19 protein-coding genes and 2 pseudogenes are annotated in these 18,645 nt (G+C 72.0%); 12 read left to right on the forward strand and 9 right to left on the reverse strand.

Features of this window, described 5'->3' with window-relative positions; genetic code table 11:
• Positions 1-50: 50 nt before the first annotated feature.
• Positions 51-2,123 (forward strand): HelD family protein, encoded by a 2,073-nt coding sequence (locus ACZ4YY_RS14615; RefSeq protein WP_468288777.1) that lies wholly within the window; start codon positions 51-53, stop codon positions 2,121-2,123.
• 188 nt (positions 2,124-2,311) lie between these two features.
• Positions 2,312-2,827 (forward strand): HAD domain-containing protein, encoded by a 516-nt coding sequence (locus ACZ4YY_RS14620; RefSeq protein ID WP_468289453.1) that lies wholly within the window; start codon positions 2,312-2,314, stop codon positions 2,825-2,827.
• Here the strand turns inward: ACZ4YY_RS14620 and ACZ4YY_RS14625 are convergent.
• A pseudogene (locus tag ACZ4YY_RS14625) lies at positions 2,799-3,000 on the reverse strand (imine reductase family protein); the annotation flags it as partial. The gene ACZ4YY_RS14620 and the pseudogene ACZ4YY_RS14625 sit on opposite strands and share 29 nt — an antisense overlap.
• A 147-nt stretch (positions 3,001-3,147) precedes the next feature.
• Between ACZ4YY_RS14625 and ACZ4YY_RS14630 the strand changes: the two are divergent.
• The 3 genes from ACZ4YY_RS14630 (at position 3,148) to ACZ4YY_RS14640 (ending at position 4,848) form a co-directional block, all read left to right on the forward strand.
• A complete protein-coding gene (locus ACZ4YY_RS14630) occupies positions 3,148-3,603 on the forward strand; it encodes a helix-turn-helix domain-containing protein (RefSeq protein ID WP_468288780.1) in 456 nt (151 codons plus the stop codon).
• An 89-nt stretch (positions 3,604-3,692) separates the two neighbouring features.
• Entirely contained in the window at positions 3,693-4,355 is a 663-nt protein-coding gene (locus ACZ4YY_RS14635; protein ID WP_468288783.1) for a hypothetical protein, read from the forward strand.
• Positions 4,356-4,533: 178 nt separating this feature from the next.
• A complete protein-coding gene (locus ACZ4YY_RS14640; RefSeq protein ID WP_468288786.1) occupies positions 4,534-4,848 on the forward strand; it encodes a DUF2516 family protein in 315 nt (104 codons plus the stop codon).
• 191 nt (positions 4,849-5,039) lie between these two features.
• Here the strand turns inward: ACZ4YY_RS14640 and ACZ4YY_RS14645 are convergent, their stop codons facing one another.
• The 3 genes from ACZ4YY_RS14645 to ACZ4YY_RS14655 form a co-directional block, all read right to left on the reverse strand.
• On the reverse strand, positions 5,040-6,419 hold the full coding sequence (locus ACZ4YY_RS14645; protein ID WP_468288789.1) for a PP2C family protein-serine/threonine phosphatase: 1,380 nt from the start codon (positions 6,417-6,419) through the stop codon (positions 5,040-5,042).
• Between the two features lie 350 nt (positions 6,420-6,769).
• Positions 6,770-7,867: a C40 family peptidase gene (locus ACZ4YY_RS14650; protein ID WP_468288792.1), complete on the reverse strand. Its 1,098-nt coding sequence runs from the start codon at positions 7,865-7,867 to the stop codon at positions 6,770-6,772.
• Between the two features lie 188 nt (positions 7,868-8,055).
• Positions 8,056-8,868, reverse strand: coding sequence for a class I SAM-dependent methyltransferase (locus tag ACZ4YY_RS14655; RefSeq protein WP_468288795.1), 813 nt, complete (start codon positions 8,866-8,868; stop codon positions 8,056-8,058).
• A 330-nt stretch (positions 8,869-9,198) separates the two neighbouring features.
• On the opposite strand from ACZ4YY_RS14655, the gene mshA reads away from it, so the two are divergent.
• Positions 9,199-10,536: a D-inositol-3-phosphate glycosyltransferase gene (gene mshA / locus ACZ4YY_RS14660; protein ID WP_468288798.1), complete on the forward strand. Its 1,338-nt coding sequence runs from the start codon at positions 9,199-9,201 to the stop codon at positions 10,534-10,536.
• Positions 10,529-11,029, forward strand: coding sequence for a type III secretion system chaperone family protein (locus ACZ4YY_RS14665; protein ID WP_468288801.1), 501 nt, complete (start codon positions 10,529-10,531; stop codon positions 11,027-11,029). Before mshA ends, ACZ4YY_RS14665 begins: the two co-directional genes overlap by 8 nt.
• A gap of 153 nt (positions 11,030-11,182) precedes the next feature.
• Here the strand turns inward: ACZ4YY_RS14665 and ACZ4YY_RS14670 are convergent, their stop codons facing one another.
• Complete coding sequence (locus ACZ4YY_RS14670; protein ID WP_468288804.1) at positions 11,183-12,040, reverse strand: helix-turn-helix transcriptional regulator; 858 nt, start codon at positions 12,038-12,040, stop codon at positions 11,183-11,185.
• Between the two features lie 49 nt (positions 12,041-12,089).
• Between ACZ4YY_RS14670 and ACZ4YY_RS14675 the strand changes: the two genes are divergently transcribed.
• The gene (locus tag ACZ4YY_RS14675; RefSeq protein ID WP_468288807.1) at positions 12,090-12,515 is read left to right on the forward strand and encodes a DUF2000 family protein; all 426 of its coding nucleotides are present in this window, start codon (positions 12,090-12,092) and stop codon (positions 12,513-12,515) included.
• A 113-nt stretch (positions 12,516-12,628) separates the two neighbouring features.
• On the opposite strand, the gene ACZ4YY_RS14680 is transcribed toward ACZ4YY_RS14675, so the two are convergent.
• On the reverse strand, positions 12,629-13,975 hold the full coding sequence (locus ACZ4YY_RS14680) for an MDR family MFS transporter (protein ID WP_468288810.1): 1,347 nt from the start codon (positions 13,973-13,975) through the stop codon (positions 12,629-12,631).
• 180 nt (positions 13,976-14,155) lie between these two features.
• On the opposite strand from ACZ4YY_RS14680, the gene ACZ4YY_RS14685 reads away from it, so the two are divergent.
• Entirely contained in the window at positions 14,156-14,917 is a 762-nt protein-coding gene (locus tag ACZ4YY_RS14685; protein WP_468288812.1) for a phosphoglyceromutase, read from the forward strand.
• A gap of 80 nt (positions 14,918-14,997) precedes the next feature.
• On the opposite strand, the gene ACZ4YY_RS14690 is transcribed toward ACZ4YY_RS14685, so the two are convergent.
• The 3 genes and pseudogenes from ACZ4YY_RS14690 to ACZ4YY_RS14700 all read right to left on the reverse strand — a co-directional run bounded on the left by ACZ4YY_RS14690 (position 14,998) and on the right by ACZ4YY_RS14700 (position 16,987).
• Complete coding sequence (locus ACZ4YY_RS14690; protein ID WP_468288814.1) at positions 14,998-15,177, reverse strand: hypothetical protein; 180 nt, start codon at positions 15,175-15,177, stop codon at positions 14,998-15,000.
• Positions 15,178-15,598: 421 nt separating this feature from the next.
• Positions 15,599-16,037 (reverse strand): annotated as a pseudogene (locus tag ACZ4YY_RS14695) (hypothetical protein); the annotation flags it as partial.
• A 161-nt stretch (positions 16,038-16,198) separates the two neighbouring features.
• The gene (locus tag ACZ4YY_RS14700; protein WP_468288815.1) at positions 16,199-16,987 is read right to left on the reverse strand and encodes a GntR family transcriptional regulator; all 789 of its coding nucleotides are present in this window, start codon (positions 16,985-16,987) and stop codon (positions 16,199-16,201) included.
• A 107-nt stretch (positions 16,988-17,094) separates the two neighbouring features.
• Here ACZ4YY_RS14700 and ACZ4YY_RS14705 point away from each other — a divergent pair, with 107 nt between their 5' ends.
• The 3 genes from ACZ4YY_RS14705 to ACZ4YY_RS14715 are packed head-to-tail and all read left to right on the forward strand — an operon-like array spanning position 17,095 to position 18,363.
• The gene (locus ACZ4YY_RS14705) at positions 17,095-17,502 is read left to right on the forward strand and encodes an NUDIX hydrolase (RefSeq protein ID WP_468288817.1); all 408 of its coding nucleotides are present in this window, start codon (positions 17,095-17,097) and stop codon (positions 17,500-17,502) included.
• Positions 17,503-17,548: 46 nt separating this feature from the next.
• Positions 17,549-17,986 carry an ATP-binding protein gene (locus ACZ4YY_RS14710; protein ID WP_468288820.1) on the forward strand — a complete coding sequence of 146 codons (438 nt, stop codon included), beginning with the start codon at positions 17,549-17,551 and terminating at the stop codon, positions 17,984-17,986.
• The gene (locus ACZ4YY_RS14715) at positions 17,980-18,363 is read left to right on the forward strand and encodes a hypothetical protein (RefSeq protein WP_468288822.1); all 384 of its coding nucleotides are present in this window, start codon (positions 17,980-17,982) and stop codon (positions 18,361-18,363) included. The genes ACZ4YY_RS14710 and ACZ4YY_RS14715 overlap by 7 nt, the downstream gene beginning before the upstream one ends.
• The last annotated feature ends 282 nt before the right edge of the window (positions 18,364-18,645 follow it).

Below are 18,645 nucleotides of genomic sequence, written 5' to 3' on the forward strand. Positions count from 1 at the left end.
GTGAGTTAAAAATTTAACTCGGTTACGTTATCGGTTGTAGGGTCGGGCGCATGACGTCACCCGCCCCCACCCCCGGGCACGGCCCGGACGACCCCGGCGACCCGCTCCGCTGCGCCCTGCGCCGGGAACGCGCCCACCACGACGCCTGCCGCGCCGCCCTCGCCGCGATGGTGGCGGGCGCCGACCACCAGGTCGTCATCGGAGAGGACGCCTCCGCCTCCGGCGCCGACGCCGAGGTCCTCGGGTTCGGGCTGCGCAGCCGGGCCAAGGCCCTGCGGGAACTGCCCGAAGGCCCCCTCTTCTTCGGGCGGCTCGACTTCGCCGAGGGCACGGGCGGCGCGCACGACGGCCTCACCCACCACATCGGACGGCTGCGGATCAGCGAGCACCCGGCCGCCCCGCCGCTGGTCGTCGACTGGCGCGCCCCCGTATCCCGCGCCTTCTACCAGGCCGGCGCCCGCGACCCGCAAGGGGTCGCCGTCCGCCGCCGCTTCGGCTGGGCGCCGGGCAGCCGGGGCGACTCCGCCGACCTGACCGGGCTCGAGGACGAGCACCTGACGCGGGGGGAGTCCGGGACGAGCGCCATCGTGGCCCGCGAGATCGAACGGCCCCGGCTCGGCCCCATGCGGGACATCGCGGCGACGATCCAGCCCGAGCAGGACGACCTGGTACGCGGCCGACTCACCGAGTCGGTGTGCGTGCAGGGCGCGCCCGGCACCGGCAAGACCGCCGTCGGCCTGCACCGCGCCGCGTACCTCCTCTACACCCACCCCCAGCGCATGCGCCGCGCCGGCCTGCTGATCCTCGGCCCCAACCCCGCCTTCCTCTCCTACATCGCCGAGGTGCTCCCCTCCCTCGGCGAGACGGGCGTGCGCCAGTCGACCCTGGCCGACGAGATCGCCCGCCACCCGGTGACCGGCACCGACCCCGGGCACACCGCCGCCGTCAAGCACGACGCCCGGACGGCCGAGGTGCTGCGCCGCGCGCTGTACGGCCGGGTGACCGCCGAAGGCGCCGCCGACCTCACCGTGCCGGACGACTCCTACCGCTGGCGGGTCACCGGCGAGGAGATCGCGCGGATCGTCACGGAGGTCCGCGCCGAGGAACAGCCCTACGAGGTGGGGCGCGAGCGCGTGCGGAGCCGGATCGTGCGCCGGATCCAGGAGCGGGCCGAACGGCGCGCCGGGCCCCGGCCGGCGTCCTGGCTGCGCCGCGTCGAGCGGTCCCGGCCGGTGAGCGCCTGCCTGGACGCCGTGTGGCCGAGGGTCCGGCCGGAGGAGGTGGTGGCCGCGCTGCTCTCCTGCGCCGGGGAACTGGCGCGGGCGGCCGACGGTCTGCTGACCCGGGACGAACAGCGGGCCCTGCTCTGGCCGCGCCCGCCCCGCTCGTTCCGGTCGGCGCGCTGGTCGGCGGCCGACCTGGTCCTCCTCGACGAGGTCGCCGGCCTCCTCGCCCACCCCGAGGGCTACGGCCACGTCGTCGTCGACGAGGCCCAGGACCTCTCCCCGATGGAGTGCAGGGCCATCGCCCGCCGGGTGCCCTTCGGCTCGCTGACGGTCCTCGGCGACCTCGCCCAGGGGACCACGCCCTGGGCCGCCGACTCCTGGCCACCCCTCCTGGCCCACCTGGGCAAACCCGACGCCACCGTGGTCCCGTTGACCACCGGCTTCCGCGTCCCGGGCGCGGTGCTCGCCCTCGCCAACCGCCTCCTCGCCCGCCTCGGCACCGACGTCCCGCCCGCCCGCTCCATGCGCCGCGACGGCACCCTGCGCCTCCGGCCCGCGGACGGCGACCTCGCGGCGACGGTCGTGTCCGCCGTCCGCGACGCCCTCACCCACGAGGGCTCCGTCGGCGTCATCACCGCCGACGCGGACGCCCCCCGCGTCCACGCGGCCCTCACGGCGGCCGGCATCGCCGTCACCACGGACCCGTCGGACACCCGCTCCCGCGTCACCGTCGTCCCGGCGACCCTCGTCAAGGGCCTGGAGTACGACCACGTCGTCGCCGTCGAACCGGCCGCGATCGCGGAGACGGAGGAACGCGGCCTGAACCGGCTCTACGTGGTGCTGACCCGGGCGGTGTCGCGGCTGGAGGTGGTGCACGAGAGGGAGCTGCCGTGGTGAGGGCGGGCGGCGGCAGGGAGATGCCGACGGCCGGGGCCCGGGGACCGGCGTCGGGCCGGAGGCGGGGCCAGGGGGCAGCGGGGACGCGCACGGGGGCCCGGAGGGCGATGGCGGCCCGGGCCGGCGGGCCCGACGCCGGCGGGGGAGGCGGCTGGACCGTCGTGGCCGTCGGCGGGATCCTGGGCGTGATGCTGCTCTTCCTCGACGTCGACGGGCCGCTGATCCCCTTCGGCGGGCCGGGCCCGTACCCGGTCCACGGGCCGCGGGCCGGTGCGGCGGCCGGTCCGCCCCCGCACCCCCTCCTGCCGCGGCTCGACCCGTCCCTCGGCCCCCGGCTGCTCGCGCTGGGCTGCGAGCTGGTGTGGGCCACGACCTGGCGGGACGACGCGAACGCCGTCGTGGCGCCGTGGCTCGGCCTGCCCGCGCTGCCCGTCGTCGACTGGCCCGACGACCCGCCGCCCGGCGACGGCCTGCACTGGAAGACGCCGCCCCTGGTCGCCTGGGCGGACGGGCGGCCCTTCGCCTGGATCGACGACGAGATCACCGCGGCGGACGACGCCTGGGTCGCCGCCCACCATCGCGCACCCGCCCTCCTGCACCGGGTCGACCACCGGCGCGGACTCACCGGCGCGGACCTCGCGGTGCTGGAGAGCCGCCTCGCCCGGCCGCGCCCCCCTACCGCGACTCCTCGGCCACCCGGATGAAGCCGTCCCCGCCGTGCCCCCGTACGACGACCCGGCGGGCCTGGCCCTCCGCCGCGCGCAGGACGGCAGCGTCGATGCCGTGGCCCTCGGAGGTGTGGACGACGCGGGACGGGGAGGCCACCGCCGAGGCGATCGGGTTGCCCCTGGCCGGAGAAGATGCCCGCGTCGGCCTCCGCCCGCACCGGTCCCGCCGACGCGGTCGTGCGCCTCGGGCGGGGTGAGGTGAACCGCGCTGCCTCGCGTGGGGCCGTTCGCGGCGCGACACACTTTTGCAAGCAGGGTGCTTGCAAAAGTTAGCGGGGGTGGTGCACGCTGGAGGCATGGCATCGCTCAACGTCGGCAATCTCGGTGAGTACCTGCGCGAGCAGCGGCGAAACGCCCAGCTCTCGTTGCGGCAGCTCGCCGATGCCGCCGGGGTGTCCAATCCGTACCTGAGCCAGATCGAGCGCGGGCTGCGCAAGCCCAGCGCGGAGGTGTTGCAGCAGGTCGCCAAGGCCCTGCGGATCTCCGCCGAGACGCTGTACGTGCGCGCCGGCATCCTCGACGAGGACCGGGATCAGGCGGAGGTCGAGACGCGGGCCGTCATCCTCGCCGACCCCACGCTGACCGAGCAGCAGAAACAGGTGCTGCTCCAGATCTACGAGTCCTTCCGCAAGGAGAACGGGGTCGCGGGCGGCGACGGTGCGGTGGACGCCCGGCAGAGCGAGCCCGCCGCCCCCGGCACCCGTGCGGACGGTGGCGGCACCGACGCCGATCCGCAGCAGACGGCCGGTTGACCGGACCAGGGGACCGGCCGTCCGACTGCGGACCCGCACCAACCCATATCGACGAACGCTACGAACGCACCTACGGGAGGACCATCACCATGGCCATCACGGACGACCTGCGCAAGACCTTCAGCGACCCGACCCCGCTCTACTTCGCCGCCGGCACCGCCGACCTGGCCCTCCAGCAGGCGAAGAAGGTGCCGGGCCTGGTGGAGCAGCTGCGCACGGAGGCCCCGGCCCGTTTCGAGGCGGTCCGCAACACCGACCCCAAGACCGTCCAGGAGAAGGCCGCCGCCCGCGCCAAGGAGGCCGGCGCCCGGGCGAAGGAGGCGCAGGAGAGCTTCCAGGCGAAGCTGGGCGAGTTCCTCGGCACCCTCGACGGTGACCTGAAGAAGATCAGCGACACGCTCGACGCCGACCTGAAGAAGCTCGGCGAGACCGCCCAGGACTTCGCCCTTCGCGGTGTCGGCGTCGCCGCCGAGTACGCCGTCAAGGCGCGCGAGACCTACGAGAAGGTCGCCGAGCACGGCGAGCAGGCCGTGAAGACCTGGCGCGGCGAGGCCGCCGAGGAGATCGAGGAGTTCGCCATCGCCGTCGAGGGCAAGGGCGAGCCGGAGCCGGTCCAGGTCAAGGACGAGCCGAAGCCGGCCGCGCCGGCCCAGCCGGTGCAGGCCGAGGCCGCGGCCAAGAAGGCCCCCGCCAAGAAGGCGCCCGCCCGCAAGCCCGCCACCGCGAAGAAGACGACGCCGCCCGCCAAGTGAGACCCACGCCCTCGACGGGAACACGCGGACACGGCGACGGGCCGGGCACTCGGCGGGTGCCCGGCCCGTTGTTCGGGTAGCAGAAGCGCGGTTGCGGGTACGGTGACCGCGTAAGGACGAGCAGTTCGTGCCGAGCCGGGTGGTGGACGTAGTGCTGATTGAGGGATTCGCGGGGTTCATGTCGTTGCTGAGCCTGGCGCTGATCGTGTTCAGCGGCTTCGCTCTGATCGACGCGGCGATCCGCCGTGAGGACGGCTACCGGGCGGCCGACAAGCAGACCAAGCCCTTCTGGCTGATCATCCTCGGGATCGCCTTCGTGGTGAACCTGATCTTTCCCATCCTGTCGTTCCTGCCGATCATCGGCCTGATCGCGACCATCGTCTACATGGTCGACGTCCGGCCGGCCCTGCGCTCCCTGCCGGGCGGCGGCCGCAGCCGCCGGGGCGGCTCCAGCAGCGACGGGCCGTACGGGCCGTACAACGGCGGCCGGTAGCCCGTGCAGCGGGGGCGATCACCGCGCAGGTGAGCGGGGCGCCCCGCAGCGTCCACGAAAAGCGCGGGGAACCGTGCCCCCGGCCACGGACCGCCCGCAGCCGGCCCACCCCGCGCCCGATGACCGGGCCACCCAGCACCCTCGACGGCAGGGCATTCTCCGCACCCCGCACCCTCGACGGCGGGCCTCCGCTACGCCACTCGGTCCAGCAGCACGACCGCCACGTCGTCGGTCAGTTCTCCCCCGTTGAGCTCCCGCACCTCGTTGACCGCCGCCCGCAACAACTCCTCCCCGCTCAGCCCCTCGGAGAGCTGGCGGCGGATCATCTCCACCATGCCGTCCTGGCCGAGCCGCTCCCGGCCGTCCCCGACGCGCCCCTCGATCAGGCCGTCGGTGTACAGCATCAGGCTCCACTGCGCGCCCAGCTCCACCTGCATCCGGGGCCAGCGGGCGCCCGGCAGCAGGCCCAGGGCGGGCCCGTTGTTGTCGTACGGCAGCAGCCGCGCCGGGCGGTCCGGGCGGGCGATCAGCGGCGCCGGGTGACCGGCCAGGCACAGGCCCGCGCGGCGCCCGTCGGGCGCGATGTCCACCGTGCACAGCGTCGCGAAGATCTCGTCGTCGTCCCGCTCGTGCTCCAGCACCTGTTGCAGGGTGTTCAGCAGTTCGTCGCCGCACAGTCCGGCCAGCGTCAGCGCCCGCCAGGCGATCCGCAGCTCCACACCGAGCGCGGCCTCGTCGGGGCCGTGCCCGCAGACGTCGCCGATCATGGCGTGGACCGTGCCGTCCGGAGTGCGGACGGTGTCGTAGAAGTCACCGCCGAGCAGCGCGCGCGAGCGGCCGGGGCGGTAGCGCGCGGCGAAGCGCAGCGGGGAGCCCTCCAGCAGCGGTGTGGGCAGCAGGCCCCGCTCCAGGCGGGCGTTCTCCTGCGCGCGCAGCTTGCCCTCGGCGAGCCGTCGTTCGGCCGTGTCGGAACGTTTGCGTTCCACGGCGTAGCGGATGGCGCGGCTCAGCAGCCGTCCGTCCAGCTCGTCGCGGAACAGGTAGTCCTGGGCGCCGACGCGCACGGCCTCGGCGCCGCGTTCGGCGTCGCCTGACGCGGTGAGCGCGAGGACGGCGTGCCGGGGCGCGAGCTCCAGCACGTGCTTGAGCACGGCCAGCTCGTCGTCGTCGGCGGTGCGGCCGGGCGCGGGCAGCGCGAGGTCCAGCAGGATGCAGTGGACGTCGTCGGTGAGCAGCCGCTCGGCCTCGGTGAGGTTGCGGGCGGTGCGCACCCGGATGGGTTTGCCGGCCGAGTCGAGCAGGCCGGGGACGATCGGGGCGGCCGTGGGGTCGTCCTCGATCAGCAGCAGTGTGAGGTTGGTGTGGGTGGTGGCGCTCACGCCCTGGGGGACGCCGTCGCCGGGTGCGGCGTTGTCCCCGGCCGTCGCGTTCGTCGCGTCGTCGCGTTCTTCGCTGCGGCCGTCCGTGCGTGGGGCTTCTTCCCTGAAGGGGCCGCCGACTGCGGGCGCGGCCTGCGCCTGACCACACTCCACGGCCGGGATCGCTCTCTGCCGCGGTACGGGTACGGGCATCGTCTTGGGTTCCTTCCCTCCCCCCGAGGGCATGGCGGGGACGAGGGACCTCGACCCACCGACGGGGACCATAGCGGCAGAAGGCGCCACAGCGGAATGGTGTGCGGCACTCCGCTTGATCTCAGGCCAGAGTCATATGCCGCTTTCCCTACCGCAGTTGGGCAGGGCTCCAGGGTCCAGGGGATGACGAACGTCACGTCGGGGCGGAGTTTGGCGGGTGAAAGGGGTGCCCTGGATCACGTGGTCGGGGCCACGGGAAGGGATGCCGCGGGCAGTGGGAAGGCGGACGGGACGCCGCGGCGCTGCGCGGGAAAGGGATGCCGCCGTGCTGCGCCTCTCCCGGCTCCGCCTCACGCGTCCGGTCGGACCACGCCCAGGATCGGCATCGAACCCGCGCCCGCCATGGTGATGTCGCGTCCCGGACGCGGGGCGTGCACCATCGTGCCGTTGCCCACGTAGAGCGCGACGTGGCTCGCGTCGCCGAAGTAGATGATCAGGTCGCCGGGGCGCATGTCCTCGACGTCGACGTGCTTCAACTGCCGCCACTGCTCCTGCGAGGTGCGCGGGATGGTGACGCCGGCACTCGCCCAGGCCTGGGACGTCAGACCGGAGCAGTCGAAGGACCCGGGGCCCTCGGCGCCCCATTCGTACGGCTTGCCCATCTGTGCGGTGGCGTAGCTCACCGCCTGCCGGCCCGCCGCCGACGCCTCGGCGCTGATCTCGCCCAGTATGCCGGTGTCCAGCCAGGCGGTCTGCGCCTTCTGCGCGGCCTGCTTCTGGAGCTCGGCGAGGCGCTCCTTCTCCTTCTTCTCCAGCTGGGACTCGATCTTCTCGGCCGCCGCGATCTGCTTCTCGATCTGCTTCTGCGCCGTCGCCTTGGCCTTGCGGTTGGCCTCTAGCTTCTGCCACTGGGCGGAGGCGTCCTTGGCGTACTGCTCCAAGTCCTGCTGCGTGCGGGTCATTTCGCCGAGCAGTCCCTTGGTCGCCCGCTGGCCCTGGACGACCCGGCCCGCCCCGTCGAGGAACTCGCCCGGATCGTCGCTGAGCACCAGCTGCGCCTCGTCCGGCAGGCCGCCGGTGCGGTACTGGGAGCGGGCGGCGGCGCCCGCGCGGTCTTTGAGCCCGTCCAGCTTCTCGCGGCCCGAGACGATCTTCTTCGCCAGCCCGACGATCTCCTTCGACTGCTGCTTCGCCTGCTCCTCGGCGGCGTTGTAGGCGTCAGTGGCGAGCGCGGCGGCGTGGTAGAGCGTGTCGAGCTTCTCGCGGATCGCCTCGAGGTCCTTGTCCGCGGCGGGCGGCGGGGTCAGGTCAGGGGCGGTCGTCGGCGCGGGGGTGCGGGAGGGCGTGGGGGCGGGTGTCGCGAACGCCGTGCCGGGCGCCGCCAGGACGGTGACCGCGCAGACCACCGTCACGGCCATCGCGATCAGGCCGCGCTTGCCCGTACCCATACATTCCCCCACAAACTGATTTACCGTCAGTAACTTACGGTCACCCGGGGGGATCGTGCCATGTCGCGGCCGAAAACGACAGAGGCCGTCCCGGTCTGCGCTCTTCCCCCACCGCCACCCCGGTACGAAGAACCCCGACGGTCTCCCCGCCTTGTGTGACGAACACCTCACGGAGATCGTTCCCGGACTCAGCGGCGGGGCGCCAACGCCTCCCACGCCACCGTCACTTCCCCCTGCCTCCACCGCACCGGCCCGTCCGTGACCGGCCAGTCGGCCCCCAGGTCCCGCACCGCCCGCATCCAGCGCTGACGGGCTCCGTAGGAGGCGTAGGGCGCGGCGGCGGCCCAGGCGCGGTCGAAGTCCCGCAGGAACGCGTGCACGGGCTCGCCGGGCACATTGCGGTGGATCAGAGCCTTCGGCAGTCGTTCCGCGAGGTCCGAGGGGCGCTCCAGGGAGCCCAGCCGGGTCGCGAAGGTCACCGTGCGCGGCCCCTCCGGTCCGAGCGCGACCCACACGTGCCGTCGGCCGACCTCGTCACAGGTCCCCTCCACCAGCAGTCCGCCCCGGGACCCCTCGGCCGCCGGTGCGAGCCGTGTGCGCAGCCGCTCCCAGACGGCGGCGACCTCGTCCTCGTCGTACTGGCGCAGCACGTTGGCCGCGCGGATGAGGTGCGGGCGGCGGGAGAGCGGGATCTCGAAGCCACCGTGCCGGAAGGCGAGCCCCTCGCGCTCGTGGGGCCGCGCGGCCGCGACCCGGGCCGGTTCGATCTCGATGCCCACCACGCGCGCGCGGGGCGCGACGGAGCGCAGACGCCGGAGCAGTTCGACGGCCGTCCAGGGGGCTGCGCCGTAGCCGAGGTCGACGGCCACCGGATCGGCGGCGCGGCGCAGCTCGCCGCCGTGCGTGGCGGCGATCCAGCGGTCCATGCGGCGCAGCCGGTTGGGGTTGGTGGTCCCGCGCGTGACCGTGCCCACGGGGCGGGAGGTGGCACGGGATGTCATGCGTACGAGGGTATGCGTCCTCGCGGATACGACGGCGGCCCCGCCCTCGTCCGAGCGGTGCGGGGGTCGGCGTGTCTGCCGTCGAACGGTGCGGGGGTCGGTGTGTCTGCCGTCGAACGGTGCGGCGGCTGCCCTCCTCGTCCGTCGTTCGAGGAGTGCGGGCCGCCAGGGAGCAACGCATATGTCTCTCGAACGGTTGAGCGATGTCCGGTAATGCCCCGGCAAAGATTGGGAACTCCGGAATGGGAACCAGTGCCTCCGGTGTTGCACCCCCTTGGAGGGCAGCCCCACTCCTCCGCCCGGCATGCCCGCAGCAAGGAGGAACGCCACGTGAGCCAGTACGTCACCAGGCTCGGGCGTCGCTCTTCGGCGGCACCCTCGCGGCTCAGGCTCCACCGCCGCCCCCGCCGTGTCGCCATGCTCTCCGTGCACACCTCACCCCTGCACCAGCCCGGCACGGGCGACGCCGGCGGCATGAACGTCTACATCGTCGAGCTCGCGCAGCGCCTCGCCGCGATCAACATCGAGGTCGAGATCTTCACGCGCGCCACGACCGGCAGCCTCCCGCCCACCGTCGAGCTGGCCCCCGGCGTCCTCGTCCGGCACATCGACGCCGGCCCCTACGAGGGCCTCGCCAAGGAGGACCTCCCCGCCCAGCTGTGCGCCTTCACGCACGGCGTGATGCAGGCCTGGGCCGGCCACCGCCCCGGCTACTACGACCTCGTCCACTCGCACTACTGGCTCTCCGGCCACGTCGGCTGGCTCGCCGCCCAGCGCTGGGGCGCCCCGCTCGTGCACGCCATGCACACCATGGCCAAGGTCAAGAACGCCAACCTCGCCGACGGCGACACCCCCGAGCCCGCCGCCCGCGTGATCGGCGAGACCCAGATCGTCGCCGCCGCCGACCGGCTCATCGCCAACACGGAGGAGGAGGCCGACGAACTCGTACGGCACTACTCCGCCGACCCCGGCAGCGTCGCCGTCGTCCACCCCGGCGTCAACCTCGAGCGGTTCAGCCCCGCCGACGGCCGTGACGCCGCCCGCGCCCGGCTCGGCCTGCCCCCGGACGCCCTGATCCCGCTCTTCGCCGGCCGCATCCAGCCCCTCAAGGCCCCCGACGTCCTGCTGCGCGCCGTGGCGGTGCTGCTGGACGAGCGGCCCGAGCTGCGTTCCCGCATCGTCGTCCCGATCGTCGGCGGCCCCAGCGGCAGCGGCCTCGCCAAGCCGGAGGGCCTGCAGAAGCTGGCCGCGCGGCTCGGCATATCCGACGTCGTGCGCTTCCGGCCGCCCGTCGGACAGGAACAGCTCGCGGACTGGTTCCGCGCCGCGTCCGTCCTCGTCGTCCCCTCCTACAGCGAGTCCTTCGGCCTGGTCGCCATAGAGGCCCAGGCGGCCGGCACGCCGGTGCTCGCGGCGGCCGTCGGCGGGCTGCCGGTGGCCGTGCGCGACGGCGAGACCGGCTTCCTGGTGCCGGGTCACGAACCGGCCCGCTACGCGCGCGTGCTCGCCGACTTCGCCGACCGCCCCGAACTCGCCGCCCGCATGGGCGCGGCCGCAGCCCGGCACGCCCTGTCCTTCGGCTGGGACACCGCGGCCGCCGCCACCGCCGACGTCTACACGGCCGCGACCCACGCCCACCGCCGTCGCGTACGCTCGCCGCATGGGTGAGCAGCAGCGCGCGGCGCAGGTCATCGAGGGCGTCCTCAAGGACACCGAGGTCGAGTGGGAGAGTCCCGAACCCGGCACCTACGTCGTCCAGCTCCCCGGCACCCGCAAGCTGCGGACGACCGTCTCGCTCATCGTCGGCCGCCACTCGCTGTCCCTGAACGCCTTCGTCATCCGTCACCCCGACGAGAACGAGGCCGGCGTCCACCGCTGGCTCCTGGAGCGCAACCTCAAGCTGTACGGCGTGAGTTACGCCGTCGACCCCCTCGGCGACGTCTACGTCACCGCCCGCCTCCCCCTCGCCGCGGTCACCCCCGAAGGGACCGACCGTCTGCTGGGGCAGGTCCTGGAGGCCGCGGACGGCGCCTTCAACACCCTGCTGGAGCTGGGATTCGCCTCCGCGATCCGCCGTGAGTACGCCTGGCGGGTCTCCCGGGGCGAGTCCACACGCAATCTGGACGCCTTCGCGCACCTGACGCGGCCCGAGGCCGACTGACCCCGGGCCGCCGGGCCGGACCGGGCTCGGGTCAGCGGCGCTTCAGGCCCGGGCCGGGGACGGGGTGCTCTGAGGGCCGTCCAGCTGGTCGGCGAAGGCGCGCAGGGCGTCGGCCGGTTCCTGCCTGGTGGGCAGCCGGTCGATCTTCGAGGTCTACCGGCGATCTCCCGGCGCCGCCGAGCGGGCGGTGCGCGCGTACCGCCCCGGAGTGACCCCGACCCACTTCCTGAAGTGGCGTGTCAGGTGGGACTGGTCGAAGAATCCGGTCGCCGCGGCCACGCCCCCGGGCGGCAGACCGTCGAGCAGCAACCCCCGCGCCCGTTCGACCCGGCGCGACATCAGGTACTGGTGCGGCGCGATGCCGTAGGCCGCGCCGAACGCCCGCACCAGATGGGTTGGATGGGCCTGGAGGAGCCCGGCGGCCTCCTCCAGGGTGAGGCCCTCGACGACCCGCGCGTCGAGGAGCTCCCGCAGACGCCGGGCGAGGACCGGATCACGGCGGGGTTCCGCAGCGGGGGTCCGGGGCCGCAGATGCCCCCGCAGCCGCCCGCCGATCAGCGTCAGCCGGCTCTCGGCCTCCAACTCGTCGCCGGGGCGGGCGAGACTGCCGTGCACCTGCCCGACGCGCCGCCGCAGAACGGGATCGCGCAGCTCCGGCCCGTCGACGGCCGCTCCGATGAGGTCGTCGCCGAGGAGGGTCCCGTCGAGGTAAAGGACCCGCTTGCGGAAGCCGTCGGGGGTGGCGGCGGAGCCGTTATGGGGGACGTGCGGCGGCAGCAGGGTCACCGTGTCGTGCGGGGTGCCGTGCTCGTGCCGGTCGAGCTCGTAGCGCACGGCGCCGTCGTCCACGATCAGCAGCGTCCACGACGCGTGGACGTGCATCGGGTACGCGTGCTCGGTGAAGTGCGCGTGGAAGACCTCGACCACGCCCGGGACCCGGGGCTGCCAGGCGCGGACGTCCGCCGTGGACCGGGGGGCGGTGGGGCGTGCTGCCCTGCGCGCGTCGGCCATGCAAAGAACGTACAAGACGGGGTCGTGCGGCGGTCGACAGTCTCATGGCATGAGCACTGAACCCCTCCGCTTCGACACGAAGATCGCCGTCCTGCTGCGCGAGGACCTGGAGACCTGGCAGCGCCTGAACGTCACCGCGTTCCTGGTCAGCGGCCTGGGCACACAGTTCCCCGAAGTGATCGGGGAGCCGTACGAGGACGCCGACGGCGTCGGTTACCTCCCCATGCTGCGCCAGCCGGTCCTGGTCTTCGAGGGCACGAAGGAGACGGTGACCGCCGCCCACGCGCGCGTGCTGTCCCGCGCCCTGCCGCGCGCGGTGTTCACCGCCGACCTCTTCGCCACCGGCAACGACCGCGACAACCGCGCGGCCGTACGGGCCGTCCCGACGGCCGGACTGGACGTGGTGGGCCTGGCGGTCCACGGGCCGAGGAACGCGGTGGACAAGGTGCTGAAGGGGGCACGGATGCACCCGTGAGCGGTGCGGGCCGGGATCGGACCGGCACGGGCCGCCCCGAGCGGTTCGAACTGTTCAGACTGTCTCGGGCCGGTCCGCCGACGGGCCGTCCCGGGCTCGACGGGCACCAGGGGCTAGTTGCGTTCCATGGGCCGGTTGCGGTCCGTGGGCCGGTTGGGGCCCGTGGGCAGGTTGCGGTCCCCGGGCCCGGCAAGGTCGGCCGGCTCGGTGAGGTCCCTGGGCCCGGCAAGGTCAGTCGGCTCGGCGAGGCCCGTCGACTCGCTGACGCCCGTCGACTCGGCCGGGATCCGCCGCATCAGCACCGCGTACCCGGCCCCCGCCACCGTCCCCACGACCGCGCACAGCGCCCACAGCCACTGCGCGCCGAACCGGTCGATGACGAAGCCGGACATCACGGGGGCGACCAGGGAGGCCACGGCCCAGGACATCGTGTACATGCCCTGGTAGCGACCGCGCCCGTGGGTGGGGGAGAGGCGGACGACGAGAGCGGTCTGGGTCGGTGCGTTGACGACCTCGGCGAGGGTCCACACGCAGACGGTGAGGGCGAAGACGCCGACCGACCCGGCGAAGGCGGTGAGGCCGAAGCCGTACCCGGCGAGCACGGAGGAGATCACCAGCAGCCGCCCGGCGTCCCGGTGCTCGATGAACCGGGTGACGGGGATCTGCAGGGCGACGATGAGGACGCCGTTGACGGCGATGGCGAGACCGTAGTCGGCCGGGGTGAACCCGGCCGCGCCCATCGCGATGGGCAGTCCGACGGCCCCCTGCTGGAAGACGAACGCGACAAGGAAGGACAGCCCCACGACGCCCATGAACCGCCCGTCGCGCAGCACGGTCCCGAGCCCGACGGCGTCCTCCCGCCCGTCCTCGCCCTCCTTCTGCGGCCGCGACTCGGGCAGCTTGAGGAAGACGACGACGGCGCAGACCAGGGTCATCGCGGCCTCGATGAGGAAGCCGGCGCGGTAGCTGTACTCGGCGATGAAACCGGCACCCATGGAGGAGACGGCGAAGCCGAGGTTGATGGCCCAGTAGTTGAGCGAGAACGCCCGCACCCGGTCCTCGGGCCGCACGATGTCCGCCATCATCGCCTGCACCGCCGGCCGGGAGGCGTTGGAGGCCAGGCCGACGAGGAAGGCGACGCCGGCGATGGCGACGGGATGGTGCACGAACCCGAGCAGGGCGACGGAGAGGGCGGTGGCCGTCTGCGCCAAGAGCAGCGTGGGCCGCCGTCCGAGCCGGTCGGCCATCACCCCGCCGCCGAGCGAGGAGATCACTCCGCCCAGCCCGTGCAGGGAGGCGACGAGCCCGGCGTAGGAGGCGGAGTAACCGCGGTCCAGCGTCAGGTACAGCGCCATGAAGGTGGCGACGAAGGCGCCGAGCCGGTTGACGAGCGTGCTGGCCCACAGCCACCAGAAGGCACGGGGCAGTCCGGAGACGGTCTCCCGGACGGCACGTCTCATGGCGGCGACGGACACGGCGTTCCCCCGAGGTGTGTGACGCGAGCGGTAAGTGGTGAAGGCAGCGAAGGAAACTTACGAGCGGGGCACCGCCGAAGGCCACCTAATTAACAGATCCCGTCAAGCGTCCGCTCTGCGGGCGGCTCGCACCTTGCCCCAAAGCCTTCGATTACGCTCATACGCATGGCCGACGCACCGTACAAGCTGATCCTCCTCCGCCACGGCGAGAGCGAGTGGAACGCGAAGAACCTGTTCACCGGCTGGGTGGACGTCAACCTCAACGAGAAGGGCGAGAAGGAGGCAGTCCGCGGTGGCGAGCTCCTGAAGGACGCCGACCTCCTGCCCGACGTGGTCCACACGTCCCTCCAGAAGCGCGCGATCCGCACGGCGCAGCTGGCCCTCGAGGCCGCCGACCGCCACTGGATCCCGGTCCACCGCTCCTGGCGTCTGAACGAGCGCCACTACGGCGCCCTCCAGGGCAAGGACAAGGCGCAGACCCTCGCGGAGTTCGGCGAAGAGCAGTTCATGCTGTGGCGCCGCTCCTACGACACGCCCCCGCCGCCGCTGGCCGACGACTCCGAGTTCTCCCAGGCGAACGACGCCCGCTACGCGACGATCCCGCCGGAGCTGCGCCCCCGCACGGAGTGCCTCAAGGACGTCGTCGCCCGCATGCTCCCGTACTGGTACGACGGCATCGTCCCCGACCTCCTCACCGGCCGCACGGTCCTGGTCGCCGCCCACGGCAACAGCCTGCGCGCCCTCGTCAAGCACCTCGACGGCATCTCCGACACCGACATCGCGGGCCTGAACATCCCGACCGGCATCCCGCTCTCCTACGAACTGGACGCCGACTTCAAGCCCCTGACCCCGGGCGGCACCTACCTCGACCCGGAGGCGGCAGCAGCCGCGATCGAGGCGGTCAAGAACCAGGGCAAGAAGAAGTAGCCTGCGCACTTATGGCCCCCGACCTGCGAGTTCTTCGCGGGGCGGGGGCTTTTGGGTGGGGCTGGGCCGTCTCTGGGCCGTCAGGTGTGACGAGGCCGTCGACGGATGCGGATGTCGAGGACGATCAACAGTGCCACGGGGACGGCGATCTCGGCGGAGGCGTCGGCCCAGAGGGCGAGCGCGCCGCCGGCTGTGCCGATGAGCGCGATCGGCAAGTCGCGGGGACAGATGTCGACGGTCAGGCCCGTGCGTGGGACCATGGACGCCTCCTGTTGAGTTCGGTTCACTTGTCAAGGTGATATCTGAGAACGCGGCAATGGAGACGAATGCCGCCCCTGGACGGGCGGCATTCGCATGCCGCTGGAACTTTCCCACAGCCCTCACGCGCCAGACAAACGTGCAGCTAAATGCCGCCTTGTTCGTTTGGGGAGACGGATTGTCCACGGACGTGGACAAGGTTGGGACGCTATTTTTTCCAACTCCCCAGTCTTTCCTCCGTGCTGCACTGTGACGCATTGTGTTGGCTGTGCGGTCCCATCTGCGGAGGCTGTAGGACGCCGGCTAGCCAAAAGCACCCTACCTGGGGAGAGGGCTACGAACCGTGTGGAGCGGTCGCCAGGTCTGGTTAGCCGGTTTCCCTAATCGGTTTAACCAAATCGGTTAGGGAAAACGGGTTTGGTCTTACTGCTTGGGCCTTACCGGTTTGGTCTTACTGGTTTGAACCTCGATCTGGAAAGCTTGGAAGCTTGGATACGATTGGGACCGGCCTTTGAGAGCCTGCAGTTTCTGTGATCTGAAGACCGCACTGACTGCATTGCAAGTGCGCTCCTGGCTGGACGGCATGAGGTGTGCGTTTGCGCGCAGCGTCAGCCCAGGGTCCGAGTGGCCGAGGTACTCGGCCAGGGCCTTGATGTTCTCGCCCGCGTCCGAGAGCACCGACCCCTAGAAGTGGCGGAGGGCATGCATGCCGTTCTCGCAGGACTCGACGTACGACTCGCCCGGCTTCCGCTCGGGGTCCGGCCGAGGCCAGCGCCCGTTTCCACACTTCCTCGTTGAGGGACGTCCGCCAGACGTGACCACCACGCGGCCCGGTGAAGATCAGCCGCTTGGTCACCGGAGGCTAGCGATTCATCTTGTCCCCGCACTTCAGAAGCGCAAGGAAAATCATGCTGACACTCAACTCGACCACTCGTCTATACGAGCTAGCTAGGCGGAGTGGACGAGTCCGAAAAGGAGTCATACGAGGCTGAAACCCTTCGGCCCTGCCTGCGTACCGCCTGGTCAGGTCGCCGGGAGCTGATACGACAGCACGTAGGCGTCGGCCGCCATGACGGTGTCGCAGACTTCGACGGGGCGTCCTTCGGTGTCGTACGCGGTGCGGATGAGGTGGATCACGGGCACGCCTGCGGCCAGGCGGAGCATTTTGACTTCGGTGGGGGTGGGCATCCGGGCGCGGATCTCTTCGTCGAAGTGGTCGAGCTGGTGGCCGAGTTCTTCGAGGCGGGCGTAGATGCCGCCGGGGCCGGGGTTGGGTTCGGCGATGGGGGTGTCGCGGGCGATGTCCAGCGGCAGGTAGGAGGTGGCGAACTCGACGGGGCGGCCGTCGAGGAGGTATCGGCGCCGCCGGGCGAGCACCCGCCGCACGGAGCCGAGGCGCGCGGATACGTCGGCGGTGGCCTTCTCCTCCTTCACTTCGAGACTGTCGACCTGGGGGTGGCCGCTGGCCGCGTCGGCCTCGACGAGGAAAGCCGCTTTGCCTTGCTCGCGGTGGCGCCGGGCGAAGCGGTCGGAGGCGAGCCGTCGGACGGGCGGCCGGGGCCGGACGTAGACCCCGCGCCCGTGCTCGGCATGAACCAGCCCTTCACCCTGGAGGATCGAGAAGGAGTTGCGGACGGTCATCCGGGAGACCCCGTAGTGCTCGACGAGTTCCGCTTCCGAGGGCAGCTTCTCGCCTTCCCGGAACCGGCCCCGGTCGATGGCTTCGCGCAGCTGGTCGGCGATCTGCCGGAACACGGCACGGTCGCTCGTCGGGTCCAGTTCACCGAGTTGACTGGTCAACGAGGAAGTCACGAGTACTCCTTAAGATATCTAGACGAGTGGGCGAGTGCTGTTGCTACGGTGGAGAGCCTAGCCACCTGAGAGGGCCGAGGAACGTGACCGCTGAACGCCCGCATTCCGTGAGCGTCGCCGGAGTCGTCGTCGACGACCAGGGCCGGGCCCTGCTGATCCAGCGGCGCGACAACGGCCAGTGGGAACCGCCGGGCGGCGTCCTCGAACGCGAGGAGACGATCCCCGAGGCTCTGCAACGCGAAGTCCTCGAAGAGACCGGCATCAAGATCGCCCTTCCCGCGACCCTGACCGGGGTCTACAAGAACATGACGGGTCTGATCGTCTCCCTGGTCTTCCGCTGCGAGCCGGCCGACGGCACGCTCACTACCGGCCCGGAGACGCGCGCCCTGCACTGGGCCACCCGCGAGGAAGTCACCGAGCTTGCCGATGAGGCCTACGCGATCCGCGTCCTGGACGCGCTCGACGCGGCGTCGCCGCCCGCGATACGCGCCCACGACGGCGTACGCCTCGTCTAACCCAAACCCGCTGCACATGGCGGCCCATCAGCACGAACAAACTTGTATGCACGAGTATACGAGCAACATCCGGGCTTGGGGACTCACCTGTCCCGGATTCCCCGAAGAGGTCAGCCGCGCCCGCCGCTGGACCCGGGACATCCTGCGAGGCTCACCCCTGGCCGACGACGCCGAACTCATCGTGAGCGAACTCAGCACGAACGCCATCCTCCACACCGCCAGCGGCCGGCCCACCGGCAGCTTCCACCTGGCCCTGGCCGTCTCCCCCCAGGTCATCGCCCTGTCGGTCACGGACGACGGCGCCGCCAGGACCACTCCGAAGATCAAGCACCGCGACCAGGAGGCCGAGGGCGGCCGAGGCCTGGACATGGTCAGCGCCCTCGCCCACCGGATCGTCGTCCACGACAGCGACGGGGGCCACACGGTCACCGCGGAGCTGTACTTCACCGACGCCGCGACCCGGGCGGGAAGGCGGCCGTGGTGAAGACGACGACCAGGCGCGGCTTCTGGTGCGAGTGCTGGAGCCAGGACCGGTCCGGCCGGCAACACCCTGTGCTGGTGGGGTCCTTCGACGCCTACTCGGCCCCCGAGGCGAACAACTGGGTGGTGACCATCCTCCGCACGATCTCACCAGCACTCGACTCGAACGCCTCACAGCAGGCATGGGCGCGGCTGTACGACGCCCGCATCGACACCCGGCGAGCGCTGCTGCGTAGTGAGCCCTGCTCGGCATCGATCACACACGCCAGCCTGCGCATCACATGGACGGTCCGACCAGCACTCTTCCTGCCACTCGCACACCGCCAAGGGCCGGTACTTCCAGCCTGCGCTTACCAGTTCAAGCCCCGCACCACAGACTGAGTTACAACTTTCTCTACTGGTTCAAGCACCCGTCGTCGCTTCGCTCCTCCGGGCGGGCGCGGGCGGCCGGCGGCGCCCGCGCTCATGTCTCCGCCCCGCTCGGCACCGCCGGCCGCCCGCTCCCGCCCAAGAGGCAGGCACACGGGCATGAGGTCAGAACACGTCGTGACAGGGGCGGTCGGCTCCACGGCTTTAGGCAGCCACTTTGGGGGGAGCCTCGAAGCTCATGGCCCCAACGTCGTGCTTTACCGGGCAGGTCCACAGACTGCCCGACGCGCCGGA

The sequence above is a fragment of the Streptomyces sp. NPDC030143 genome, from assembly GCF_055573695.1.

Excerpts from the sequence above, each read along its gene's own strand:
- ACZ4YY_RS14615 (WP_468288777.1), top strand. The coding sequence starts at position 51 with ATGACGTCACCCGCCCCCACCCCCGGGCACGGCCCGGACGACCCCGGC.
- ACZ4YY_RS14620 (WP_468289453.1), top strand. The coding sequence starts at position 2,312 with ATGCTGCTCTTCCTCGACGTCGACGGGCCGCTGATCCCCTTCGGCGGG.
- ACZ4YY_RS14630 (WP_468288780.1), top strand. The coding sequence starts at position 3,148 with ATGGCATCGCTCAACGTCGGCAATCTCGGTGAGTACCTGCGCGAGCAG.
- ACZ4YY_RS14635 (WP_468288783.1), top strand. The coding sequence starts at position 3,693 with ATGGCCATCACGGACGACCTGCGCAAGACCTTCAGCGACCCGACCCCG.
- ACZ4YY_RS14640 (WP_468288786.1), top strand. The coding sequence starts at position 4,534 with ATGTCGTTGCTGAGCCTGGCGCTGATCGTGTTCAGCGGCTTCGCTCTG.
- ACZ4YY_RS14645 (WP_468288789.1), bottom strand. The coding sequence starts at position 6,419 with ATGCCCGTACCCGTACCGCGGCAGAGAGCGATCCCGGCCGTGGAGTGT.
- ACZ4YY_RS14650 (WP_468288792.1), bottom strand. The coding sequence starts at position 7,867 with ATGGGTACGGGCAAGCGCGGCCTGATCGCGATGGCCGTGACGGTGGTC.
- ACZ4YY_RS14655 (WP_468288795.1), bottom strand. The coding sequence starts at position 8,868 with ATGACATCCCGTGCCACCTCCCGCCCCGTGGGCACGGTCACGCGCGGG.
- ACZ4YY_RS14665 (WP_468288801.1), top strand. The coding sequence starts at position 10,529 with ATGGGTGAGCAGCAGCGCGCGGCGCAGGTCATCGAGGGCGTCCTCAAG.
- ACZ4YY_RS14670 (WP_468288804.1), bottom strand. The coding sequence starts at position 12,040 with ATGGCCGACGCGCGCAGGGCAGCACGCCCCACCGCCCCCCGGTCCACG.
- ACZ4YY_RS14675 (WP_468288807.1), top strand. The coding sequence starts at position 12,090 with ATGAGCACTGAACCCCTCCGCTTCGACACGAAGATCGCCGTCCTGCTG.
- ACZ4YY_RS14680 (WP_468288810.1), bottom strand. The coding sequence starts at position 13,975 with ATGAGACGTGCCGTCCGGGAGACCGTCTCCGGACTGCCCCGTGCCTTC.
- ACZ4YY_RS14685 (WP_468288812.1), top strand. The coding sequence starts at position 14,156 with ATGGCCGACGCACCGTACAAGCTGATCCTCCTCCGCCACGGCGAGAGC.
- ACZ4YY_RS14690 (WP_468288814.1), bottom strand. The coding sequence starts at position 15,177 with ATGGTCCCACGCACGGGCCTGACCGTCGACATCTGTCCCCGCGACTTG.
- ACZ4YY_RS14710 (WP_468288820.1), top strand. The coding sequence starts at position 17,549 with ATGCACGAGTATACGAGCAACATCCGGGCTTGGGGACTCACCTGTCCC.